The following is a 19,392-nucleotide window of genomic DNA, read 5'->3' as shown; positions in this document are numbered from 1 at the left end:
CATCAATCTGCGCAGATTGGTCCCACTAGGGCCTGCGTATCCTGACGTAGATATCGCACCGCGGGTGTTTTGAAGCTTCAAAATGGTTACGATAAGTTCCTGGTTGTTCAAGTTATGAGTAAAAGTATACTTCTGAACGAATTTTCATGTCTCATCCTGATATTGTCCCGGTCATTCTTTGTGGTGGTTCAGGCACTCGCCTGTGGCCTCTGTCGCGAAAAAGCTATCCGAAACAGTTCACGCAACTGATCGGGGATCACAGCCTTTACCAACAAGCAGCTGCGCGGCTGACGTGTGAGGGGTTCGTGGCGCCGGTGATCGTCACCAATTCTGATTTCCGGTTCATCGTCACGCAGCAATTGTCCGCTATCGGCATTGATCCCGGAACAGTTCTGATCGAACCTGAGGCGCGCAACACCGCGCCCGCCTTACTGGCTGCGGCCATCGTCATCGCCCAAAATCCCGATGCGCTGATCCTTGCCTCTCCGTCTGATCACTATATTCAGGATGCGTCGCAGTTTCGCGACAGTGTGCGCAAGGGGGCCACGGCTGCCGCCGCCGGACAGATTGTCACCTTCGGCATCACTCCGACGCGGCCTGAAACCGGATACGGGTATCTTGAATTGGACGAGGGTGCCGCAACTGACGCCGATGCTACTCCGTTGAAAGGGTTTGTCGAGAAACCCGATTCCCAGAATGCGGCCCGAATGATCGCCGAAGGCCGGTTCTTGTGGAACTCCGGTGTGTTCCTTTATTCCGCGCGCACCTTGATGGATGCATTTCGCACCCATGCACCCGAATTGTTCGAGAATGTGCAATCGGCAGTGACTCAGGCGCGCTCGGATCTTGGGTTTTTGCGGCTGGATGCGCAAGCTTGGGCACGCTGTGATGACGTTTCCGTCGATTTTGCAATCATGGAAAGAGCCGATAACCTGTCCGTTGTGACCCACCCCGGCGACTGGTCCGACCTTGGCGGTTGGGAGGCTGTGCGCCAGCATATGGACCTTGACGACGCTGGTGTTGGCACCCACGGTGCGGCCCTTGCGGTCGAGTGTCGCGAAACACTGTTACGCAGCGAAAACGATAGCCTACAACTGGTCGGCCTTGGGCTTGATAACATCGTCGTCGTCGCAATGAAGGATGCGGTGCTGGTCGCCGATCGAAACCACGTTGCGGATCTGGGCGAGGTCGTGAAACAGATGCGCGTGCAACAGATCGCGCAGGCCGACACGTCCCCGCGCGATTTCCGTCCTTGGGGATTTTTCGAGACCCTGACCCTACGGGACCGCTTTCAGGTCAAGCGGATCGTCGTCAACCCCGGTGCCGCGCTGAGCCTGCAAAGCCACGTTCACCGTTCCGAACACTGGATCGTGGTGGCGGGCACGGCGCGGGTGACGGTGGATGACGAGGTGAAACTGGTGTCCGAAAACCAGTCTGTCTATGTCCCGCTTGGCGTGGTGCATCGCATGGAAAACCCCGGCAAGGTCGCGATGGAATTGATTGAGGTGCAGACAGGAACCTACCTCGGCGAAGACGATATCATACGCTATAAGGACGTTTACGCACGCGGGCAGGGGGCCAAGGGTTAAACAAGGCTCCGTCACCGTATTCGGGCATTGCAACTCAGCAACGGTTTGACGGGATTCAGACGGGGTGTTGAATTGGGTCTCCGGTCAAGGGATGGTAGTGAAATCGTTCGAAATCGTCGCGGTAGTAACGGTGGATCAGCGCGATTTCATTTTGCGTTGGGATGACGGGCGTATCGCCTTTCTTTCAAAGACAAGCCGTTTGTCCGTCACGTTGTGTGGCGTGATAGTCTGCGGCAGTGAATATTCAGCACCGGCAATGTCTTGAAGCCGTGGCACAACCGCATCGAGTCCGTCTTCCAGTCGAAAGATACGTGCGCTCTGCGGCACGATATCATCCATCAAACGGGTGTGGTTATCAAACTGCCAGGGCGCGCGATTTCGTGTGCGATGGACACGCGTCAGCCACTCTGCGAGGGTAACATCGGGACCGATTAAGGCTTCGACATCGCGTTGAAAGCGGAATGCTGACACGAGGCGTGTCACGGGACTGCGTACCACTGCAAAGCTTTCATCAAAGAATTCAGACGGAAAGAGTGTCGATATGGCGTTGGCATCAACATGCTGCGGAGAGCCTTTCGTCCAGCGTGTGCCGGGCGTACGGGCATGGAATTTTGTGTCGCGAAACGCCAAGGTGCCAAATGCTTTGGTCAGGTAAATCTCCATCGCAGTCCCGGCACATTTGGGGACGTGGGCAAAATAGACAATTTTTCCCGATATTTTCACGATTGGCATGGAACAATTTACCTTTTACTCTGCACTTCGGCATCTTGCCCTGTTGAGACCTTGCAAAGAACCCTCGGCGTCCAGCAGTTCGATATCTTTTTGTGCTGGCCCGCGCAATCTGCCAGCAACTGTGAGGGGGCGCCGTGCGGTTGTGTTCGAAAAGTTTGGTTTGTAGCGACACCGACTTTTGATTATCTGTCTCACGGTTAAATGAGGAAAATCCCATGGCGCCCAAATTCGGAACCAGCGGCCTGCGCGGCCTTGTAATCGAGCTGACCGAAAGCCTGGTCGCGGATTATACCCGCGCCTTTCTGGCGGCGTGCAATTGTAATGTGACGCTTTATGTCGGGCGTGATCTGCGCCCTTCGTCGCCTGATATCGCCGATGCTGTGATGTCGGTGGCGCGTGCCGAAGGCGTCGCGGTCGTCGATTGTGGCGCGTTGCCGACACCTGCGCTGGCGCTGGCGTCGATGCAGACAAACGCGGGGGCGGTGATGGTCACCGGCAGCCATATTCCCGCAGACCGCAACGGGCTGAAATTCTATGTGCCGGGTGGCGAAATCACCAAGGTGGATGAACAGGCGATTATCGCGCATTTGGGGCGTCCTGTGGCGGACGAGACAGGCACCTTGAAGACCGCGCCGGACGTTATCGACACTTATGAACGCCGCTACACAGATGCCTTCGGTGCGGATGCGCTGCACGGGTTGCGCGTCGGGGTTTATCAACACAGCGCCGTTGGTCGTGATGTTATAGTGCGTGTGGTGCAGGCGCTGGGGGCGCAGCCGGTCACGCTTGGGCGCTCTGATGTGTTCATTCCCGTTGATACCGAAGCGCTTGATCTTGACACGCGCGACCTGCTGGCGGGGTGGTGTAAGGACTATGGCCTTGATGCGATCATATCCACGGACGGCGATTCAGACCGCCCAATGCTAGCGGATCACACGGGCGCCATCGTCGTGGGCGATGTTCTGGGCGTGCTGACCGCACGGTATCTCGGCGCGGACGTGATCTGCACGCCAGTGTCGTCCAATTCGATGGTGTTGCAAATGGTGGATTTCAAGCAGATCAAGCTGACCCGCATCGGCTCGCCCTTTGTGATTGCGGCGATGGAGGATGTTCTGGCCTTGGACCCTGCCGCAAAGGTCGCAGGATATGAGGCGAACGGTGGGTTTCTGCTGGGGTTCACCGCGCAGATGCAACATGCCCCGCTCGCGCCGCTGATGACCCGCAACAGCTTATTGCCGATGATCGCGCCGTTGGTTGCTGCCGGCCGGAACGGGTGCGCCGTAGCGGATCTGGTCGCCGACCTGCCGCGTGTGTTCACCGCGGCCGGCCGACTGCAGGGCATCGCGCCGCAGGTCAGTGAACCTTTCCTTGACCGCCTGACAACAGACCCAATGGTGCGTACCGCGTTTTTTGACGTCGGTGGTGGTGAAACGAGAATCGACACCACCGACGGCCTGCGCGTGACGTTTGTCGGCGGCGACGTAATCCACCTGCGTCCGTCCGGCAATGCACCTGAATTCAGATGCTACGCTGAAGCAGGAAGTGCTGGGAAAGCCGCTGATCTGGTGGCGCGTCATCTGGTGCGCCTCGATGATATTTTGCGTTGATGTAAAGAATTGCGTATCAGGCATCCGGGCGCACATAATAGGTCTGATTGCCGGTCAGACGTTCTCGAAAATCTGGACTGCCGTTGGAAAAACTGACCCGTCCGGTTTGCTTGTCGAACTTAGCCACATCCCAAAAAGCCGCCCCGTCCGGCAAAGCTTTGATTGTGAAATTATCCATGCCCGTGGTGCCCATTTCCGCCCGCCCCGAAAATCCTGTCTGGAACAGCAGGCTTGTGGTGTTTCCAGATTACATCCTAGCCCATCCGCAAACCTCTCGAAATAAGTGGAACCACTTCATAAAGCTATTCTTGTTCTAGCGCATTGATCAGTTCAACAAAGCTCCGCTGACGTCTACTTCGGGCGGACTCAGCAGATCCTGAAACAGTGAGAGCAGATCAAACGCAAAATCATACTCAACCTGCACTTGTGGCCATCAAGCTTAAACGCTTAAACGCAATCAACGAAGGACCAGAGCCTGCAGTAAGAAACAAGCTCAAATGTGCCGAAATTATATAACGACTGACACAAAGACCAAACATCATGAAAAAGAGTGATATTTCCAAAACGCCCGTTCTGATCGCTCGGGGCCTGATATACGCTAACGTCTCCGCCAGAGAGGCAAAGTCGCGCGTGGAAGTTTCGGTCGGAAAACTGTCTGCTCTCCCTTTGAATGATGCTTTCTGAAACATCACAATGGCACATTACGATGCCGGTTGGTGGGGGTATCCACGCCACCAACAAAGCCACGCTACAATCGCATCACGCAGCTGTTTCTGTGGTCTAATATTGCTCCGCCTTTTACAGGCCGCTGGTCAAAGGCGGGTTCCATTTCCAAGGAAAACCACACGACCGCATGCCTAAACCCCAAAGCGCCGCTTGAAATCTATATGCGACGCCAGCTAGAAGGTCGTGAGCGGTCCCGTAGCTCAACTGGATAGAGCACCTCACTTCTAATGAGGATGTTGAAGGTTCGATTCCTTCCGGGATCACCATTTAATTTTTTTAAATCAATTAGTTACGTTAAGGCTGTTTTCTGATTCTTTCTTGCAAAGAATGGGAGGAAGCATGAAGGAAGCAGGGCGCGCGCATAGATGCGGGTGTTGTAACGGAATCACAGTCAAGCATTGGAATCAACGATGAGATGCCTATAACGGTTTCGCCGTCCAGCAGTGGGAACGACTTATTCAAACTAACTTCATAAAGATGTGCCAAAGAACTTTTCACATTTTTCAGTTCGGTAGCGCGTCCTGAACTCAACCAAGATCATCTCAAGTGTTGCGATGAAGGTGCTTTGGTCAAAGCCAAGTGTTCCTTTGCGTTCGTGCAAATATCGCCATTCTACGAACGCGTTGGCGTGATGGCTCAAAATATCTGTAAGGGAATATTCCATGAACCAACCCGGTCCACACTGCGACTCAACCGACTTTTAAAATTCTATTTCGAGGCGTTCTTGGCTTTCGGGCAGGAGAACTTTAAACAGTTTAAGCAGGTTGTGCGTCTTCTTAACTTTGGGGTCATCGTAGTCAAACACGAACCAAGCTTTTAATGCGAACTCCATTGCGAGAGCCAGGAGCATGGGTTCGACGCCCATATGGGAACGCTTTTCAATCGACACGTTCTGGAGAAATGGTTCACGTTCCTAGTTTGCCACAGGATCGAACTTGCATAGTCCCCAAGGGTGATTGCTGTGGTTAGCCTGTGTTTCATTGCTTTTCCCTTCAACTGCCTATTAGTAAATCATATTTGGTCGTCAAAAAGGGCATCAACGTGGAATGTTGGGTATGGCGGCGTACGGCCCAGACCGGACATCGGCCGCTACCTTCGACTCTGCGCATACCTCAAGGTTCTGGGCTGGGGCTGGTTCTATCTCAGCACGATCTATTAGCTGGCAGTGGTTTGCTCGCAAGCCACGAGAGGCCTAGACGATTACAGCAGCTACATCATCTCATGGAATCTCTGTACAAACATGAGGACCCAAGACGTCACTGATACATTGGATCTGGCCTTAGCCGCGTCGGGATGTGGCCAGGTTCATGTTGTCCACAAGCCTCGCCTGCTTAGTCCCTTCTCATTGATACTGCGTATCAACTGCCGGGCAGTGGACAACGGCTCCAGCTATGTCTCAGGCGACTTGGCAAAATGGCTGCAAGGCAAGGGTATGAAGCATTCTCGTGGTGCGCCGTATCACCCACAAACCCAAGGCAAGATCCCTCTCATGGCTTGCAAGCAAACCACTACTGGGCAGTGGAGCGATGGCATCAGACTTTGAAGAACCGCATCTTGGACCTGTCGGGCTTCAATTCCGCCCCAAGTGTTCGTTTAAGCCACCTTCCGTTCGAAGGCGACAGGACTTTTCCAGCCCAACGTTGAGTGCCTTCGGCGTGGATTGTAGAAGCCGTTGATATATTCAAAGACTGCTATTTTAGCCGACTGGCATGTCTCCCAAGTATGACGCCAGATCAGCTCGGCCTTGATGGTTTTGAAGAACGTCTCAACTGCCGCATTATCATAGCAATTGCCTTTGCCACTCATCGATACTTTGAAGCCGTTCTGGCGCAGGATCTTTTGGTAGTCATGCGAACAGTATTGGCTGCCGCGATCCGTGTGATGGATGCAGCCCTTTGGCGGTGACCGGAAGGCGATAGCCATCTTCAACGCCCTGATTGCCAGGGCACGCTTCATCCGATTGCTGACAGCCCATCCAATCACGCGCCTGGAATGTAAATCCACGATCACAGCCAGGTAAAGCCAACCCTCACGCGTCCAGATATAGGTAATGTCCCCAGCCCATTTTTGGCTTGGTTGATCTGCAATGAAGTTTCGATCCAACAAGTTTGGCGCAATGTTGAACTTGTGATTGCTGTCTGTGGTGACCTTGTGTTTGTGGGTTCTAACCACGGATATGCCGTTCTGGCGCATCAAACGACCAACGCGGCGGTGACCGATATCCAATCCGATCTCTTTCAACTCTTCGGTCATCCGTGGCCTGCCACTTTCGGGACATTGCTGCGCAATACCCTGCCGTGCAGTGCATAGCTGTCCAGACTGAGACGAGATTGTTCTTTGATGTGGACCAACGTCACCATATCAGATCGCTGCCTGCTGCTAGCAGGACGGCTTCGGAATGCCCGCAAGCCACGCGAACTGACGTTCATGACACGACACATCCGTCCAGTAGAAAATATGAACCGGTGCTCTTCAATAAACTTAAACCTCACGGCTTTTAGCTCGCGAAGAACACCGTAGCCTTTTTTAGGATTTCCCTTTCCTCCTTGAGAATGCGCCCTCTCACACATGCAAGCATGTGCTGTCAGGTAAAAGTATCTCACGCCGAAGCCGATCATTCTCTTGGGCGAGGCTTAAATCCTCTTTCGAGACCACATCCGTGTTTCGGTGCGCTGTGATCCATTTGTTCAGCGTCGACATTCCGACACCAAGATCATCAGCCACCTGCTTACGTGTAAGCAGGTGGTCAGCGCTATGCGCACCGCATCTTGGCGGAATTCGTCCGTCCGTTTCAGTCCCATAGTTCATCTCCTTTGTTGCAGTAAATGCTATCAAAGGAGCGGCATCAAACCGCAACAGGTCCAAACTGTCTCGCTGTTACTCGACCTTTGAGGAGTGCAAGACCAAGGCGCGTCACGTCTTCGGTGGAGCACGGATCATTCCAAGCTCTGACATCGCTGAAACTGTTCGGCCTGGAGATATTAACGCCAGAACTGGCGGCCCTGACGTATTTCCGATTGGTGATGGCGGACCAGTGATCGATCACCAATCGGGAGATCAGGAACAAGTCATGATTGAGGGGAAGAGTGTTCGCGATGAAAGCGAGGATCACTCGAGAGCCGATGCCGGTCCGGTCAAAACTGTGGCCGATGACCCCAAAATCACGGATAACCAGCAGCCTATTGGGCGACTAGAAACAAAAGGGAAATTCTCATGACATTTATGAATATGGAAAAGATTGGCGTCGCACCAAAATTGAAGGCCGCGCATTTTGAACTGCCACGTGCAGAGGCACTGAAAGCTGCATTCGGAAAATGTGTTGAAGAGTATTATCTGAGCCGACAGATTGAGGATCTCGAAGTGCGTGGTTTGGTCGTTACGGGGCATTCAAGGGTTGGAAAGTCTCTGGAACTGAAGAAACTACGGCGAGAGTTCAATGAAAGTGGCACCCTCATGCCAGATGGACGACCAGCGAAGATCGTCAGCTGTGTTCTGTCTGGTCGTGTTACTTTCAAAGACCTCGGGACAAAGACTCTTTTGGCGCTTGGCTACGACCTTCAAAGAAACAGAACACAGGAATATATCTGGGAACGCGTGCTCGATCAGGCTCAAGAGCAAGGTGTGATCGGTATTCAAAATGACGAATGCCAACATGTGTTTGGCGACAATGCAAAGTCAAACAAGGTATTTCTGGACAGCTTCAAGACGATGATGAAAGAGCCGCGGTGGCCGATGGTGATGATCCTTTCTGGTGTGCATACACTGACCGGATATATTCAGTCCTACGAGCAGCTTTACGAACTTGTTGATCATGTCCATTTCAAAACGATTAAGTTTGGGCGCGATAAAAACTTGCTTAATCGGCTCGTGTTCGCATTTGCTGATGAAGCAAATATTGAGGTTGAGCATCTTGTTACACCGGATTTTCTGGCACGACTGGACCACGCCTACTCCAGCCGCTGGGGACTGGTGATCGAGCTTTTGATTGACACGCTTGTGACCGCGAGAATGGGGGCAAAACCCATCTGATTATTGAGGACTTTGCGAAGCAGTTTGCCATCAGCAAGGGCATCCCCAAACAGTACTCACCTTTCACTGCTCCGGACTTTCAAGAAGCGTTTGATCCTCAGAGACTTCTCGACCTGACGCGGTAGAAGTCCGTAATCCTAATACGTTGTATACTCCCGCGCCTGAATTGACCTGAGGTTTTCCCCTCAAATCACTTTGTATTCCTTGAGCGATATGACGCGGAAGTTGTCGGTGACGGTGTCGCGGGACTCTGGCCATTTTTCTGGCAGGGTCTTGCGGAAGAAGTCGAAAATGGCCTCTGTGAATTGGTTGAACGTTGCATAGTGCCGATTGTGGGTGACCCATTTGTGCATAACACCCCAAAGACGCTCGATCGGGTTGAGGTGCGGGGCATATGCTGGCAAGAAATGCAACTTCACCCGACGTTCTGGGCTGTCCAGCCATGGCTGTAGTATCTTGGCATGATGATAGCGGGCATTGTCGACAAAGACGTGGATGGCCGTCTTGGTTTGGTTGTTGCGTTCCAACTTTTCCAGCATCTGTCGGGTTGTCTGGGCATTGATCTTCTCGCCTTCCACAAAGGTGACCTGGAAAGTCTCAAGGTCAAGCGCGCCCTGAATGTTGAGCCGCTTGCGCCCTGATGTCGCCTTCAGGGCCGTCTTTTGTCCCTTGGGGAACCAACCATGGGCGGGGCGGCTCTGGTGTTCGGGGTGGACAGCGTCCGAAAAGACAACCATCTCATCTGCGGCCAACCCGTTCATCAGGGCCTCATATTTGGCAATAAACGCAGCCTGCTTGGCTTCATCGGCCTGTGCAGGCAGCAATTGTGGTTTCTTATACGCGAACCCCAGGCGGCGCATCAGCTTGGCGGCTCCCGACGTGCTGTAGTTTTGGTCGCACTCGGCTAGAACATAGGCACAGACCTCATCGGCATTGCGGGCAGGCTGCGCGGTGAAATGGGCTCTCACCGCCTGCTCTTGCACGACGGACAAATGACCCTGACGCTGGCTGTAGTCCTTCAGACCGAAAAACGATAGTCCCACACCGGCAAAGGCAAATCGCCACTCCGTCAAAACTGTCGGGCCAATATCCAAAATCCGGCAAACCGTTCCGGCGTCTTCTCCTGCGTCCAAAAGAAGAAACGCGCGCGCCCGTCTCCAAACAAGGGCGTCAACTTTGCGGCGGCGGCAAAGCGCTTCAAGTGCTATGCGCTGCTCGTCGGATAAGGAGACTGTTTTGTATTGCTTGCTCATAAACTCAAAATACAGACTGAACCGCCTTTGGCCATGCGACGAAGTGAATCGCAGGCCCAAAATCGTCAGGTCAATTCAGGCGCAGGAGTATAACAAGTAAAAAAGGCTCGCCGTAAGGCGGGCCTTTTTATTGCGGCGCAGATGCATGCTTATGCTGTTGGTGCGCGCACTTATGACCCAACGCGTTTATCGGTATCTTGTAAGCTATTGTTTTAGATTAGTCTTTCTTGCGCCAAAGGATCTCTGAATAGTGATTCGGCACGCTTATGCCAAATCTACATCACCATCCGATAGACTTGGTCGCCGTGGCGCACCTGTGTAAGAATGCAATAAAAGCATTTTTTGGTTTGGTGAGGCAGATGGTATTCAGAATTCGAAAGCTGCGGGTGCGCGGTGACAGTCAGATCGCGGATGTTTTTGCCCGCTTTGAGCGCCAAAAAGAGGCGTTTCTGGCCGACAACGCTGCGGTGTTTGAAGAGATCGAGGCGACGATCAAGCACACAAATGATCTTGGCAAGCTGCCTTTGTGGGAGGAATACAAGAACGTTGAAAACTATGGCCGTGTGATTGACGATAATCCTAAACGCAGGATGCAGGACGTGCGCACCAAGGCCGAATTTTGTCAGTTCTACACGTGGCTGGTGAGCCAAATGAAACCGAACGCGGTTCTGGAATTCGGGGCCGCGTTTGGGGCCAGTGGCATGTATTGGCTGGCCGGACTGAACATCTGCAACCGTGGTAAGATGTATAGTTTTGAGCCCAATGAGATTTGGAATTCGATTGCGCAGTCCAATTTCGACACGGTCAGCGACCGGCATGTGCTGACGCTTGGCACGTTTGAAGACAATATCGGGCTGATCACCGATAAAGTGAACATTGCTTTGATTGATGCCATCCACACCCGCGATTTCGTTGTGAAACAGTTTGAACTTGTGCGCAGTGTGGCGGACAAGGGTGCGCTTGTCTTGTTTGATGACATTAACTTTTCGGACGATATGAAAGCCTGCTGGAGCGAGATTTCGCAAAGCGACGAGTTTGCGTCCGTCTGGCAATTGAGCAGTCGGGTTGGCATTGTGGAATTGCCCTAGAAACGGGCATGGTCAAGGACGACACGATATGAAAGATCTGACAAGACCCAACGAATTTTTGCGCGACTTGTTTATGGCAGCCGTTGCGCGGGCGGACCCGATGTTATGCGTGCCCGCGCACCTGCCGCCCAAACCTGACGGTCGTGTCTTTGTGCTTGGTGCGGGCAAGGCATCGGCCCGGATGGCTGAGGCGCTTGAAGCGACTTGGGGCCCCTGCGACGGGTTTGTGATTACGCGATATGGATACGGGCGGCCGTGTCAGGGTATTGAAATTGTTGAAGCATCCCATCCTGTGCCGGATCGTTCCGGGGTTAATGCGACGCGGCGGCTGTTGGAAATTGCCGGTGGGTTGGGCGTGGACGACACAGTGGTCATGCTTGTTTCGGGGGGCGGATCAGCGTTGCTTTGTGCGCCCGCGGACGGGATTACTTTGGCCGACAAACAGGCTTTGAGTGCTGCGATGTTGGCCAGCGGCATGCCGATTGGTGACATCAACAGCATCCGCAAAGAAGTGTCAGCCGTCAAAGGCGGGCGGTTGGCGGCGGCGATCTATCCCGCGAAATTGTATGCTCTGCTGATCTCTGACGTGCCGGGCGATGACCCCAGCGACATCGCAAGCGGACCAACGGTTGGATACGCGGGCGACGCTGCGCGCGCTGTCGCGACCTTGGCAAGGTGGGGCGTGACGCCACCCGACGCAATAGCGGCGTTTCTTGCGGCGGGCGGCAGCCCAATGGTTGCCGACGATCCGCGTTTGGCGGGGGTGCAGAATGTGATCATCGCGGCCCCGTCACAATCGCTGGCAGCGGCGGCTGACATCGCAACTGCGGCGGGCGTTGAGGTTCGCCTGCTTGGTGATGCGATTGAGGGCGAGGCGCGTGAGGTTGCAGAGGCACACGCGGCGCTGGCACTTGAAATCGCCGCGCAACGACTGGATCATCCGGTGCTGTTGTTGTCGGGCGGTGAATGCACGGTGACGCGGCGTGGCGATGGCGTCGGTGGGCCAAATGCGGAATTTGTTTTGGCGGCAGTCGTGGCGTTGAAGGGTCATCCGAAAATATATCTGATCGCCTGTGATACCGACGGCGTTGACGGCGCGGCTGAGGTCGCGGGGGCAATTGGCGACCCAAGCACATTGGCGTTATCCGATGCGATGCAGGTTTCGGCTGCGGCGGCTTTGCGTGACAATGATGCACACGGGTTTTTTGGCGCGATTGGTGCGCAAGTGGTGACGGGTCCAACGATGACAAATGTGAATGATTTTCGCGCGATATTGGTGCTGCCGTAGTGCGGATTGTGCGACGTTGGCTCAGGCGATTTGGCATGGTGTGCGCGGCGCTGGTTGGCGTGTTGATTGGTATGGTCGCGTGCAACAGCCTGCCGCAACCGGTGCAATCTCCGAGCCGTGACACGCTGCGCGTTGCCACCTATAATGTGCATTATATCTGGCTGGGCCGCGCGCAGGGCGATTGGTCGGTAGGTGATTGGGAGCGGCGCAAGGGCGCGTTGCAAGCGGCATTTGTGAGCCTTGATGCGGATGTGGTCGGGTTTCAGGAAATGGAAAGTTTCGGGCGCGGGCAGGCGCCGCAGAACCTGACGCTGGATTGGCTGCGTGAGCAGAACCCCGGTTACGCGGCCGCCGCCGTGGGCGATCCGGCGGTCTTTCCATCAACCCAGCCAATTTTTTACCGCAAAGACCGCCTGACGCTGCGCGATCAGGGGTGGTTCTTCTTTTCGGACACGCCGGACGTGATCTATTCGCGAACCTTCAACGGATCGTGGCCTGCGTTCACCAGCTGGGCTGAATTTGAGGATCGAGACGGTACGATATTCCGCGTCTACAATCTGCACACGGAATACCGCAGCATGTCGAACAAGCAGCTTTCGGTCGCTCTGGTCGCCGCGCGGATAGCAGAGCCTGCAGCGCGGATGCCGGTGTTCGTGATCGGTGATTTCAATGCGATCCGCGGGTCGACGACGCTTGGGGTTCTTGAAGATGCAAATGTGACGTTCTGGCCTGTGCAGGGGTCCACTTTCCATTTCAATCGCGGGCTAAACCTGTTTCCGGCGATTGATCACATCGGCGGCTCCGACGGGATTTCGCCCGTGGGAAAGACGTTTTCGGTTCGGGGCCGGTTTGATGGCGAATGGGCGACGGATCACTATCCTGTCGTCGGCGATTTCGCCGTTCAATAAGCGCTAGCGTTAGCCCCAGATCAGTTGTGTGATGTGATAAAAGATAGGGGCGGCGAAAATCACGCTGTCCAGTTGATCGACAAATCCGCCTTGACCGGGGATCAGATGTGACCAGTCTTTGACGCCGCGATCTGCCTTGATCGCCGCAAAAACCAGATTGCCGAACATGCCAACGGTCGATGCCAGCCCTGCCATCGCTGCCGCGCCGAAAATGCCAAAAGGTGTCATCCACGCCAAAAGCCCGCCGATAATGGCCGCGCAGGCAACGCCGCAGGCCATGCCCTCCCAGGTTTTTGCGGACAGATTTGGAATGATGCGGGTTTTGCCGATGCGACGGCCAAAGAAGAAATCCAATAGATCCCCGATCTGAACGACCATGATAAGAAATGCGATCAGCAGCACGCCGCGATCATCAGGGTAGCCTGCAACGTCAATCATCAGCAGGGCAGGGACGTGGGACATGCAGAAAACGGTGATCATCAGCGCCCATTGGGTTTCGGCAACGCGGATCAAAAAGCGGTCAGAGTTGCCGCGCAACGCTGAGACAATCGGCAGCATCAAGAACACGTAAACGGGGATGAATACCGTATACAGCGCCTGCCAACCAAGGCCGACAAACAGGTATTGCAGCGGCAACACGACAAAGAAACCAAGTGCCAGCGCGAGGTGATCGGCGCGGCGTTTGTTGGTCAGTGTCAGGAATTCGCGCAAGGCAGCGAAAGACGCGAATGCGAACAGTACGATGATACCGCCCGTGCCAGCGATCAGCGCCAGCGTGAACAAAATAACGATGGCCCACCAACTGCGCACACGGGTCATAAAGGTTTCGATGACCGGATTTTCGTGGCCCTTATCCAGTCGCGCGCGCAGAACTTCGCCAAAAACCGTCAGCAGGGTCAGAAGCCCGCAGACGCCAATGAACAGGCCGAGGACTTCGGTGTTTGTCGATGTCATAGGCGCACATCCTTTGGGGCCAACCCGACAAGCGCAGCTGATGCGCGTTTGAGAAAGTCGTCTTTGGATTCGTCGGGCGCGACATGGATCGGGGCGCCGAAGGTGACGGTGCAAATCAGCGGCAGAGGAATGACCTCGCCTTTGGGCATGATTTCGGTGACATTTGCGATCCATGTCGGAACAAGATCAACATCGGGGCGGGCTTTGCCCATGTTATAAAGGCCTGATTTGAACGGTAGCAACGGATCGTTGGTCATGTTGCGGTTGCCTTTGGGGGAAATAATCAAGGATGATCCATCGTCCAAAGCATCCAGAATGTTTTGCATCGGGTCATGGTTGGCGTCGCGCGCCTCTGGGCGGCGATCGACCAAGACGCAGTTGAAAACCTCCGGTCCGACGAAGGCGCGTAGTTTGTTTTTCAGCCAGTAATCGGCGGCGGCCACGGGGCGTACATCGCGGCGGATGTTGGGGGGCATACAGGACCAGATCATCGGCATGTCGGCGTTGCTGACGTGATTGGCAAAATAGACCCGCTGTTTGTTGATCGGCTCGATCCCCTGCCAATCTGCACGCACGGCCGTGATGAACCGCGCAAACAGCGCAATCGCGAGGCCAACAAATCTAGCTGCAAACTTGCGGGGAAGGGACATGATTGATCTCAACTTTACGAGTTTGGCGCAGGATTGCGGGTTTGACCAGAGTGTCAAAGAGATGTGCCCCGCCACCTTGAGGGAGAGAAGGTGGCGGGGTGGATTGTTGTTGTTGCTAAGCGTGCGGTTCAGTCTTTGGGATCGTCGCCGCCAACATATTCGGACAGGATGCGTTCATTGCGGGCTTCCTCCAGCCGTGTCACGCGGTCCTCAGACAGGCGCACATCAAAGCGCAGTTTGACAAAATTCACGAGACTTAGGGTGAGCAGGAGGATGCCGATACCCCAGTAGCCTTTCGTTGATAAAGGCACGTCCGGGGACATGTAGAGCGACAGCGCGAGCATCCCGTAAGCGATCACCACACCTGCGGCGTTGAACAGAATGATCAGGCCGTTGTCGTTGCGATTGGGGTTGGTCATGGGTCTATTCCTTATGTTTTAAGTAATTTAAGCAGTTTTTTTGGGGGTGAGGCGGGCAAGGACATCGTCAGCAGTTGTGCGTGTCGATACGCCGATGCCTTGATCTGACATGCGGTCCGTGAGGGTTTCGTGGCCCAGATCACAGTCGATTTCACGTAGGATTTCGGACTGTTCGAACGGGTCATCTTGGCCGATGACGCGACTGATGAGGTCTTCGGTTTCTTGGGTGGATGACGTCCGTCCGATGGTCGAATTGAGCTTGGTCTGGATCGCCTGTTCACGGCGCACGGCGCGGGCCTGTATTGCGCCCTGTTTCAGGTCGATGATGCGGCGGTGACCGGCTTCGATTGAATTTCGCAGGCGGATGACCTTTTGGGAGAGGCGGTCGCAGGTCTCAATCCGGATGGTGAGTTCGTTTTCCATTTGGGCGACGACGGACGCGGCTTCGCCTGCCAAATCGTCACGACGCTTGTCCATGGCGTCTTGTGCCCGCCCCATCATGTCTTTGATACGGTTTTTCAGGGTGTCACGTTGACGTTCTTCGGACCGTTGACGCTGGATCAGGGAGGCGAGGGTGGCCTTGGCGGCCTTCAGGGACTGCTCAGCCTCGCGGATTTTCTGGTCGATGAGTTCAATGGCAAAGGCATCCCGAACGCGGTCTTCAGAGCGGGCGTTGACCCCTGCAATGAGGGTTGAGAGTGTCTTGAACATGTCGCTTCCTTTCATGTATCGCGGTTCACGCCATTAAGTGAACACTGTTCATGAATTAGAATTAGCAGCTGTGGATGTGGTGATCAAGTATTTTATTGAACGACGTTCATATAATCTGGGATTATGTGGCTAAGTGCCCGAGAATAAGAGCAATCATTTCTTCAAGGTGTGCGGCTGGGACCCCTACAGAGCCCTCATCCAAGCCCAAAAGCACGATTCCATGCACGCTAGAAAACAGGGCCTTGGTTAAAAGTGCGCGAATTTCGGCTGTGTGTTGGGGGAAAATAACAGACAGCGGCGCGTCGATGTAGGCGAACAATTGGCCCATTTCGTGCAGGTACCAGCCGTGCGCGGCTTCACCGCGGGGGCGTTCGATATCAAACAGCGCGCGCCATGTGTTGAAGTTTTCGGCGGCGAAGCGGTGGTAGGCGTGCGACATCACGATAAGCTGCTGTGTTGCGTCTTGTGGAGCGTCCGCTAACGATTGCGCAACCGCTGCGCCAAGCCGCTTTAAGGTTCGGGCGTTCACGGCAAGCACGAGGTCGTTGAGATCGCCGAACACATTATAGATCGCGCCGAGCGCACAGCCTGCGTCTTTGGCGAGATCGCGGGCGCGCAGGTTTTTCAGCCCGTCAGCTGTAATCCGCGTTTGCGCATGTTGGATAAGGGCATCGCGCAGTGCTGCGCGACGAATTTCGACTTTTCCGGCCATGGGACATCCTTCGTGAACTTGGTTCAAGATTACCAGCTGTGGATCAAGACGCAAGGGTGGGATTTGAGTTGTATTGGCCAAGATGAAGTTGAAGCAGGCGCGTTAACCATAATGTGTGTTCAGGTTTGGTCCTTCACTGGAGCGCCGCCTGCAAATAGATTTTGCGCGTGATAGCTGATCGGGTCTTGTTGCATTTGCAGGTGCAGACCGTCGTCCGTAAGCGGGTGGGCCCGTGCGAGGGCTTCGTCCACATCAATACCCAAGCCGGGGGCCGTGGGGACGTTGACATAGCCATTTTCGATTGTGATGGACGATTTGATAAGCGCGTCGTGAAACGGCGTCTCGATCGTTTCGCACATCAAGATATTTGGCAGCGTCGCCGCGAGCTGCACGTTGGCGGCCCATTCGATCGGGCCTGCATAAAGGTGTGGCGCGACTTGCGCATTATAGACTTCGGCCAAGGTCGCGATCTTTTTGGTTTCCCAGATACCACCAGAACGCCCGAGGGCGGGTTGCACGATATTGGCCGCTCCGGCGCGCAGAACTTGCGCAAATTCTGCCTTTGTCGTCAGGCGTTCGCCGGTGGCCACAGGGATGCGCACGGCGCGCGCGACTTTGGCCATTTCTTCGACGGCGTCTGGTGGGATGGGTTCCTCAAACCACAGCGGGCTGAACTGTTCGATGGCTTGCCCCATGCGGATCGCGCCGCCTGTTGAAAACTGGCCGTGGGTGCCGAACAACAGGTCGGCGCGGGGGCCGACGGCGTCGCGGATTTTGCGGCAGAACGCTTGGGATGTTTCAATGTCATGCAGCGAGGGCATGTGGCCGGCGCGGATGGTGTAGGGGCCTGCGGGGTCGAATTTGACCGCTGTATAGCCTTGCTCGACCAAGCTGACCGCGACCTCTGCGGCCATGTCAGCGCTGGCCCAGAAGTCCGGCAGCGGATGGTGTTTTTGCGGGTAAAGATAGGTATAGGCGCGAATTTTGTCGTTCAGTCGCCCGCCGATCAGGGCATGCACAGGGCGGTCGCGGTCTTTGCCCAAGATGTCCCAGCAGGCAATTTCAAGGCCGGAGAACGCGCCCATAACCGTCAGATCGGGGCGTTGGGTGAAGCCGCTTGAGTAGACACGGCGAAACATAAGTTCAATGTTTTCAGGGTTTTCATCGGCCATGTGGCGTTCAAAGACGTCGCGGATCACATGCGTCATTGCATCCGGTCCCACGGAGGACGCGTAGCATTCGCCCCAGCCTGTGATGCCGGTGTCAGTGGTGACTTTGACCAAGATCCAATAGCGCCCGCCCCAACCGGGTGCGGGGGGGGATGTTATGATGATGTCGAGGTCTTGCAGCTTCATGTTGGTCTATCCAGATGGTGGTCCACGGTGCGCTGGACCCGTTTGGCGAAGGGGTGAAGTCCGCTGTTTGCTTGTCCGGTTCCTTGCCTGCTTGGTCGCGATAGCGCACTTGGATGACGTCTTACAGGATTGGATTCTCACCGAAAAACCGGCGGCACATCTTGTACACACCTGTACACACTGTGTATGTACAGGTGTGCAGCCAAGTGCCCCCTAGAAGACTATCACATTGCGTTTGGCGGCCCCTGTTTTGGTATCGGCGATTGCCTCGTTGATCTGATCAAGGGACCATGTGCCGGAAATGAGTTCGTCCAGTTTCAGACGGCCTTGAGCGTAGAGATCGACCATCCACGGGATGTCGCGTTTGATGACCACGTCGCCCATTTTGGAACCGATCATGCCTTGACCTGAGGCGGCGAAATTGGCGGCCTCATAGCTGGAGAATGCGCCGGAGGCTGGCATGCCGACCATGACGACGTTGCCGCCTTTGGCGAGGTAACGGGGCGCTTGGTCATAGACGGCCGCGACGCCGACGGTGACGAGGACCGCATCCGCGCCGCGCCCCATCAACGACTTGGCTTGCCGCCACGGTTCATCCGTTGAGGCAAGTACCGCATCGGTCGCGCCGAATTCACGTGCAATCGCGAGCTTTGAGGGTTTCATGTCAACGGCGACGATGCGGCGTGCGCCAGCGATTTTCGCGCCTTGGATCGCGTTTAGCCCGACGCCGCCCGCGCCGATGACAACAACGTCTTGGCCGGGGCGGACTTTGGCGGCGTTCACAACTGCGCCGATGCCAGTGATGACGCCGCAGGCAAGAAGCGATGCGGCCTCCATTGAAATGCCGTCGGGTAGGGTGACGACTTGTGAGGCATCAACGACGACCTTTTCGGCGAAACCGCCGCAGGCCATGGCTTGGTGCAGTTTGCCACCATCGGCCGTTTTGATCGGGCCATGGTCGCCGTCATAGGGTTCTTCGCAGTTTGTCGGCCGCGCGGCTGAACAGCTTGGGCAGGTGCCGCAAGAGCGGATCAGGGTCACGACGACCTTGTCGCCGATCGCCACGCCCTTGGCGTTGGGTCCGGTCGCCGTGACGGTTCCAGCAGCTTCATGGCCATAAACGGCGGGAAGGGAGCCGCCCCAATGACCTTCGGCGTAGGTGATGTCTGAATGGCAGATTGCACAGGCGGCGAGAGTGACTTCGACTTCGCCGTCAATCGGCGCGCGGATTTCAATGTCTTCGATGACGAACGGTTCGCCAAAGGCATGGCAAACGGCGGCTTTGATGCGGGGCATAGGGCACCTTTGGTTGAGTGAATTTGCGCCAAGGTGGAGGTGTGGCCGACATGGTGCAAGCGTGAAAACGACGAA

17 protein-coding genes, 1 tRNA gene and 2 pseudogenes are annotated in these 19,392 nt (G+C 55.3%); 8 read left to right on the top strand and 12 right to left on the bottom strand.

Annotation, left to right across the window (positions count from 1 at the left end; translation table 11 throughout):
- Window positions 1-146: 146 nt before the first annotated feature.
- Complete coding sequence (locus OA238_RS16985) at window positions 147-1,589, top strand: mannose-1-phosphate guanylyltransferase/mannose-6-phosphate isomerase (RefSeq protein WP_015496118.1); 1,443 nt, start codon at window positions 147-149, stop codon at window positions 1,587-1,589.
- Window positions 1,590-1,724: 135 nt separating this feature from the next.
- Here OA238_RS16985 and OA238_RS16980 read toward each other — a convergent pair whose 3' ends face one another.
- Window positions 1,725-2,321, bottom strand: coding sequence for a sulfotransferase family 2 domain-containing protein (locus OA238_RS16980; protein WP_015496117.1), 597 nt, complete (start codon window positions 2,319-2,321; stop codon window positions 1,725-1,727).
- A gap of 215 nt (window positions 2,322-2,536) precedes the next feature.
- On the opposite strand from OA238_RS16980, the gene OA238_RS16975 reads away from it, so the two are divergent.
- On the top strand, window positions 2,537-3,928 hold the full coding sequence (locus OA238_RS16975; protein WP_015496116.1) for a phosphomannomutase: 1,392 nt from the start codon (window positions 2,537-2,539) through the stop codon (window positions 3,926-3,928).
- A 16-nt stretch (window positions 3,929-3,944) separates the two neighbouring features.
- Here the strand turns inward: OA238_RS16975 and OA238_RS32895 are convergent, their stop codons facing one another.
- Complete coding sequence (locus OA238_RS32895; protein WP_187293062.1) at window positions 3,945-4,106, bottom strand: hypothetical protein; 162 nt, start codon at window positions 4,104-4,106, stop codon at window positions 3,945-3,947.
- Between the two features lie 737 nt (window positions 4,107-4,843).
- On the opposite strand from OA238_RS32895, the gene OA238_RS16970 reads away from it, so the two are divergent.
- Window positions 4,844-4,920: transfer RNA gene (locus OA238_RS16970), tRNA-Arg, on the top strand.
- Between the two features lie 203 nt (window positions 4,921-5,123).
- On the opposite strand, the gene OA238_RS33300 is transcribed toward OA238_RS16970, so the two are convergent.
- Window positions 5,124-5,318: a hypothetical protein gene (locus OA238_RS33300; protein ID WP_051076512.1), complete on the bottom strand. Its 195-nt coding sequence runs from the start codon at window positions 5,316-5,318 to the stop codon at window positions 5,124-5,126.
- 444 nt (window positions 5,319-5,762) lie between these two features.
- Here OA238_RS33300 and OA238_RS16960 point away from each other — a divergent pair.
- Window positions 5,763-6,211: pseudogene (locus tag OA238_RS16960) on the top strand (DDE-type integrase/transposase/recombinase); the annotation flags it as partial.
- A gap of 36 nt (window positions 6,212-6,247) precedes the next feature.
- Here the strand turns inward: OA238_RS16960 and OA238_RS30415 are convergent.
- Window positions 6,248-7,455: pseudogene (locus OA238_RS30415) on the bottom strand (IS3 family transposase).
- Window positions 7,456-7,867: 412 nt separating this feature from the next.
- On the opposite strand from OA238_RS30415, the gene OA238_RS16940 reads away from it, so the two are divergent.
- Window positions 7,868-8,683: an AAA family ATPase gene (locus OA238_RS16940; protein ID WP_015496114.1), complete on the top strand. Its 816-nt coding sequence runs from the start codon at window positions 7,868-7,870 to the stop codon at window positions 8,681-8,683.
- A gap of 185 nt (window positions 8,684-8,868) precedes the next feature.
- Here OA238_RS16940 and OA238_RS16935 read toward each other — a convergent pair whose 3' ends face one another.
- The gene (locus OA238_RS16935; RefSeq protein WP_015496113.1) at window positions 8,869-9,936 is read right to left on the bottom strand and encodes an IS630 family transposase; all 1,068 of its coding nucleotides are present in this window, start codon (window positions 9,934-9,936) and stop codon (window positions 8,869-8,871) included.
- A 359-nt stretch (window positions 9,937-10,295) separates the two neighbouring features.
- Between OA238_RS16935 and OA238_RS16930 the strand changes: the two genes are divergently transcribed.
- Genes OA238_RS16930 through OA238_RS16920 form a run of 3 tightly spaced genes read left to right on the top strand, consistent with a single transcriptional unit; the run spans window position 10,296 to window position 13,220 of the window.
- A complete protein-coding gene (locus tag OA238_RS16930) occupies window positions 10,296-11,024 on the top strand; it encodes an O-methyltransferase (protein ID WP_015496112.1) in 729 nt (242 codons plus the stop codon).
- 28 nt (window positions 11,025-11,052) lie between these two features.
- Window positions 11,053-12,312 carry a glycerate kinase type-2 family protein gene (locus OA238_RS16925; RefSeq protein WP_015496111.1) on the top strand — a complete coding sequence of 420 codons (1,260 nt, stop codon included), beginning with the start codon at window positions 11,053-11,055 and terminating at the stop codon, window positions 12,310-12,312.
- Window positions 12,312-13,220: an endonuclease/exonuclease/phosphatase family protein gene (locus tag OA238_RS16920; protein ID WP_015496110.1), complete on the top strand. Its 909-nt coding sequence runs from the start codon at window positions 12,312-12,314 to the stop codon at window positions 13,218-13,220. The genes OA238_RS16925 and OA238_RS16920 overlap by 1 nt, the downstream gene beginning before the upstream one ends.
- Window positions 13,221-13,229: 9 nt before the next feature.
- Here the strand turns inward: OA238_RS16920 and OA238_RS16915 are convergent, their stop codons facing one another.
- The 7 genes from OA238_RS16915 to OA238_RS16885 form a co-directional block, all read right to left on the bottom strand.
- Entirely contained in the window at window positions 13,230-14,174 is a 945-nt protein-coding gene (locus OA238_RS16915) for a phosphatidate cytidylyltransferase (protein ID WP_015496109.1), read from the bottom strand.
- Window positions 14,171-14,824, bottom strand: a complete 654-nt coding sequence (locus OA238_RS16910; RefSeq protein WP_044037048.1) for a lysophospholipid acyltransferase family protein — start codon at window positions 14,822-14,824, stop codon at window positions 14,171-14,173. The genes OA238_RS16915 and OA238_RS16910 overlap by 4 nt, the downstream gene beginning before the upstream one ends.
- A 128-nt stretch (window positions 14,825-14,952) precedes the next feature.
- A complete protein-coding gene (locus OA238_RS16905) occupies window positions 14,953-15,243 on the bottom strand; it encodes a hypothetical protein (protein WP_015496107.1) in 291 nt (96 codons plus the stop codon).
- A 27-nt stretch (window positions 15,244-15,270) separates the two neighbouring features.
- Entirely contained in the window at window positions 15,271-15,954 is a 684-nt protein-coding gene (locus OA238_RS16900) for a PspA/IM30 family protein (RefSeq protein WP_044037046.1), read from the bottom strand.
- Between the two features lie 121 nt (window positions 15,955-16,075).
- The gene (locus OA238_RS16895; protein WP_015496105.1) at window positions 16,076-16,666 is read right to left on the bottom strand and encodes a TetR/AcrR family transcriptional regulator; all 591 of its coding nucleotides are present in this window, start codon (window positions 16,664-16,666) and stop codon (window positions 16,076-16,078) included.
- Between the two features lie 119 nt (window positions 16,667-16,785).
- Window positions 16,786-18,021 (bottom strand): mandelate racemase/muconate lactonizing enzyme family protein, encoded by a 1,236-nt coding sequence (locus OA238_RS16890; RefSeq protein WP_015496104.1) that lies wholly within the window; start codon window positions 18,019-18,021, stop codon window positions 16,786-16,788.
- Window positions 18,022-18,234: 213 nt separating this feature from the next.
- A complete protein-coding gene (locus OA238_RS16885; RefSeq protein ID WP_015496103.1) occupies window positions 18,235-19,317 on the bottom strand; it encodes a Zn-dependent alcohol dehydrogenase in 1,083 nt (360 codons plus the stop codon).
- Between the last annotated feature and the right edge of the window lie 75 nt (window positions 19,318-19,392).

The sequence above is a fragment of the Octadecabacter arcticus 238 genome (assembly GCF_000155735.2).
GTDB classification, from domain to species: domain Bacteria; phylum Pseudomonadota; class Alphaproteobacteria; order Rhodobacterales; family Rhodobacteraceae; genus Octadecabacter; species Octadecabacter arcticus.
This window is presented reverse-complemented; position numbering and strand designations above follow the sequence as displayed.